At 28.0% G+C, this 3,584-nt stretch carries 4 protein-coding genes and 1 pseudogene; 4 read left to right on the top strand and 1 reads right to left on the bottom strand.

Features of this window, described 5'->3' with window-relative positions; translation table 11 throughout:
- The 4 genes and pseudogenes from CXF67_RS18185 to CXF67_RS08705 form a co-directional block, all read left to right on the top strand.
- Positions 1 to 869, top strand: an 869-nt coding sequence (locus tag CXF67_RS18185; RefSeq protein WP_219621029.1) for a hypothetical protein, incomplete at its 5' end; no start/stop codon positions are given.
- Between the two features lie 118 nt (positions 870 to 987).
- Positions 988 to 1,839, top strand: a pseudogene (locus CXF67_RS08715) (DUF3871 family protein).
- 68 nt (positions 1,840 to 1,907) lie between these two features.
- Positions 1,908 to 2,192, top strand: a complete 285-nt coding sequence (locus tag CXF67_RS08710) for a hypothetical protein (RefSeq protein WP_145990418.1) — start codon at positions 1,908 to 1,910, stop codon at positions 2,190 to 2,192.
- 8 nt (positions 2,193 to 2,200) lie between these two features.
- Positions 2,201 to 2,560, top strand: a complete 360-nt coding sequence (locus CXF67_RS08705; protein WP_102088404.1) for a KTSC domain-containing protein — start codon at positions 2,201 to 2,203, stop codon at positions 2,558 to 2,560.
- 13 nt (positions 2,561 to 2,573) lie between these two features.
- Here the strand turns inward: CXF67_RS08705 and CXF67_RS08700 are convergent, their stop codons facing one another.
- Positions 2,574 to 3,542, bottom strand: coding sequence for a hypothetical protein (locus CXF67_RS08700; RefSeq protein ID WP_102088403.1), 969 nt, complete (start codon positions 3,540 to 3,542; stop codon positions 2,574 to 2,576).
- Positions 3,543 to 3,584: the final 42 nt, after the last annotated feature.

Below are 3,584 nucleotides of genomic sequence, written 5' to 3'. Positions count from 1 at the left end.
TTGTCAATTGTATTCAATACTATGAATTTGATAGAAGTTCTGAAGTTGATGAAAGTTTTTTAAGACTAAAAGATTTAATCAATAATGAAAAGTTATTTAATGAACAGATAATTCATAACATTAATAATGAAACATTAATAGGTCTTGCACTATCCAAACACATGGAGTACGCTTTAAATAATAATTTGGAAGCTGCTTTTCCAGAAATAAGAAGTTTATTTATCAACCATGAGTCAATTTACAATGATAGTAGAAAAATAGAAAATTATATTGAACTAACTGGAGATGAAAATTTATTGCTTGATTGTTGCGAAGCGTTTGAAAATCATAAATTTTGGTCAATAATTAGAATTATGTTTGGAATGAAATTATTTCCAGAATATTGTAAAGAAACGTCAATAGATTATTTAGAAACAGGCGAAGATTCACATCGTTTGGACGCATTAAATGTTTTGTTTGAACTTAATGAGCCTATTGCTATTGATTACTTAATTGATTTCCTAGAAAAGAAAATTATATTATCCTTAATAAGCGTCAAATACTTAAATTACAGCTCTATTATTGATTTTAAACATTTAGAAAAACTTTTCAAATTAATATTTGATGACGAAGATTTTGATGATTTTGAATCTAGTAGGTATAGGGAATTTGTAATGAATTACGTCTCGAATATTTCTAATTCTAAAGAAGGGTTTGATAATGTGATGGTAATGCTTGATAAAAGGAAAAAAGATTTTGAGGAAAATGCTAAAGATTTATTTTATATCAACATGTTAATTGATAAATGTACAAATAGCTATATAAATTCAAATTCAAAACCTTATAAATTTAAAGATGCTCTTATAGAATCTGAAAAGTTGATTGCTTAATAAACCTATTTAAACGATAAATGAGTATTTGAATTAAATAGAAATTGAAGAATTAGAAATAAAGTCATGCAATTAAGACAATCAGAAAAAAAAACAAGATCAAGATAGCTTTACAGGGATCAGCCCAGTCTTTGCAAAAGATAATGAAAGGACTATATCTCATCAGGAGTTTATTGAGATTGCTCAAGAATGTGCCTTAGACATTTTCAATTCAGAGCAAATAGGATTTTCAGAGATAAGGATTAGCCATCAAGTCAAAGGTAGGACAAGTAATACTATGCATAAATCCGCTAAAGACCTGTTAGATCATGAAAAAACCAAATACTATGAAAGAATGGCTTTTATAATTAGAATCCCTTCAATTACAACAGATATTTATGGTAATACACTTAGTTTGATGATAGATGGTGTAAGAGCCTATAATTAAGAGAACCTTTATAGTAAAAGAACCTATGAGAAATTCAAGTTTTTTATTGGTTTTCAAAATATGATGTGCTGCAACATGTGTATTTCATCAGATGGGTTTGTTTCTGAAATGCGTGTAGGAAGCTATGAGGAGCTTCGTGATAAGACTTTAGAAACAGTTCAAGACTTTTTAGCTGAAAAGTATTTAGAAGCCATGAGGCAGCTAAAAAAGTATAATTTAACAGAACATCAATTTGCTCAACTTATAGGCAAAGCAAAATTGTATAATTATTTGCCTAAAGACCAGAAAAAAGTATTACCAAAATTAGATTTTGCTGACAGACAAATTAATATGATAGCAAAAGATTACTATGGTGATAAAGACTTTTGTGGTGATAATAATGGTGAAATAAACCTTTGGAATGTTTATAATCTCTTCACCTCAGCCACTAAGACCTCATATATCGACTCTTTCCTTGACAGGAATGCCAATGCCCTACAATTTTCTGTAGGCTTGGCTAATGCTATCAATGGTGATTCTGATTACCATTGGTTTTTGAGTTAGTGGATGCCACCTCGATTTATTTTGGGGTGGCTTTTTATAAAATTTATAATATCTTCAAACAAAAAAAAATGAACAAGTTAAAAGTAATGATTAAAAAAATAGATCTACAAAATTTAAAAACACAAATTGGTACATCAATATTAATTGGTTTAATATTTGGAATTTTATCTTACACAACATCATACACAAACACTAAAGGAAATAAAATATCTAGTAAATTTTATTTATTAATTGTTGAAGATTCTTCAGGAGCAACTGTTTTATTAGAAAGACATTATAATTATGATGTTGCTGCAATTGTTTCCATTGGAGTGATGTCTCTGTTTCTAATATTCAAACCAAAGACAAAATAAATTAGAAAATGATTTCAAGATTTTATTTGTTACTTGTAACAATTCTTTTAGTAGTGTCTTGTCAAAAAGACTGCTCTGAAATAAATTCAGATTTTCAAAGCTACCATGAAGCAGTCATTACAATAAAGAATACTGATTTTCATCTAGAAGAAGAATTAACTAAAAATAATAGCTCTTGGATAGACAATGCCGAATATTATTCCTGCGATAACAATTTTGGTTTTATGATATTATACACTGATGGGGGTGAGTATATTTATCAAAAAATGCCTTTAAGTATTTGGAGAAATTTCCAAAAAGCAAATTCTAAAGGTAGATTTTATAACAGGCATATAAAAGGGAAATATCAATTGAATATTAGAAATTAGGTTTATCATTAATTCACTCAGGTAAAATATCTAAATATTTATTATGAATTTTTAAATGGCTTTCCAAAGACATTTCAATGCCATTTTTATGCTCCTGGTAGTATTTTTTTGTAGGCATATACTTCTCAATTAAATTATTTTCAAGTCTGTCATATAATTCCGCAAAAAGAAAAGAATCTATGTATGTAGAACAATCTACAAACATTTCAAAATCAGCATCTAATTTTATAATTCCTGTAGTTTGCCAATTAGTTGGACCTAAATTAAAAAAATGCAATTGATTATTTTTATGAGTAAGCAACCAATACACAATTTCTTTTTCTTCGTTGAGGTTTAAGTTTCCATATTCATTCAAAGCCTCTTTTGCGTATTCATGATTATCAATAAAAGCAGTTGTGTTATATACAACCCTACATATTTCATCTACTTCTAAAAAAGCTCTGTATACTTCAATATCAATAGGAGGATTAAATCCTAGATCTGATACTATATCTTCATACTTTATCCTCCAATAATCTATATCTTCAATATAAATATAAGGCTTTTCACTCAGAATCTTAAAATCTGTAACAGCTTTTTCTGCTTTTTGTTTGTTCAGAAGATATTTTAGATCAGGAGAGAAGTTTTCCTTATCCTCCTCATAAAAGAAGAAATATATTTCACCGTAATATTCTTCTTCAGACATAAACGGGTCATCGTGACTTAGGAAAATATCAAGAATTTCTTTATCATCAAGCTTAAAGTATAAATTCAAATAAGGATATCCTTTTGTATAAAACATATAAGAACCATTGTTGTTCTCAACTATTTCATCAAAGCCACTAAAGCCATCATCTATTTGACCTTGAAGCTCTTTTTTTAATGCATCTACAAAAAGATATTTTGATACTTCCATGTAGGATTTGTCATCATCTAAGATTTCTTCCAGAGCATTAAAATCGGTATTTTTAATTGCTTTTAGAGCTTGTTTAAGCTGAGTCATAGTATAATCTAATTAATTAGTATGAGTATTCTGAATAAAACA

Source organism: Psychroflexus sp. MES1-P1E (assembly GCF_002836055.1).
In the GTDB taxonomy this organism is placed as follows: domain Bacteria; phylum Bacteroidota; class Bacteroidia; order Flavobacteriales; family Flavobacteriaceae; genus Psychroflexus.
The sequence above is the reverse complement of the archived record's forward strand: the minus strand, read 5'-3'. Positions and strand labels throughout refer to the sequence as shown.

Coding starts and splice junctions, on each gene's coding strand:
- CXF67_RS08705 (WP_102088404.1), top strand. CDS start 2,201: ATGATTTCAAGATTTTATTTGTTACTTGTAACAATTCTTTTAGTAGTG.
- CXF67_RS08710 (WP_145990418.1), top strand. CDS start 1,908: ATGAACAAGTTAAAAGTAATGATTAAAAAAATAGATCTACAAAATTTA.
- CXF67_RS08700 (WP_102088403.1), bottom strand. CDS start 3,542: ATGACTCAGCTTAAACAAGCTCTAAAAGCAATTAAAAATACCGATTTT.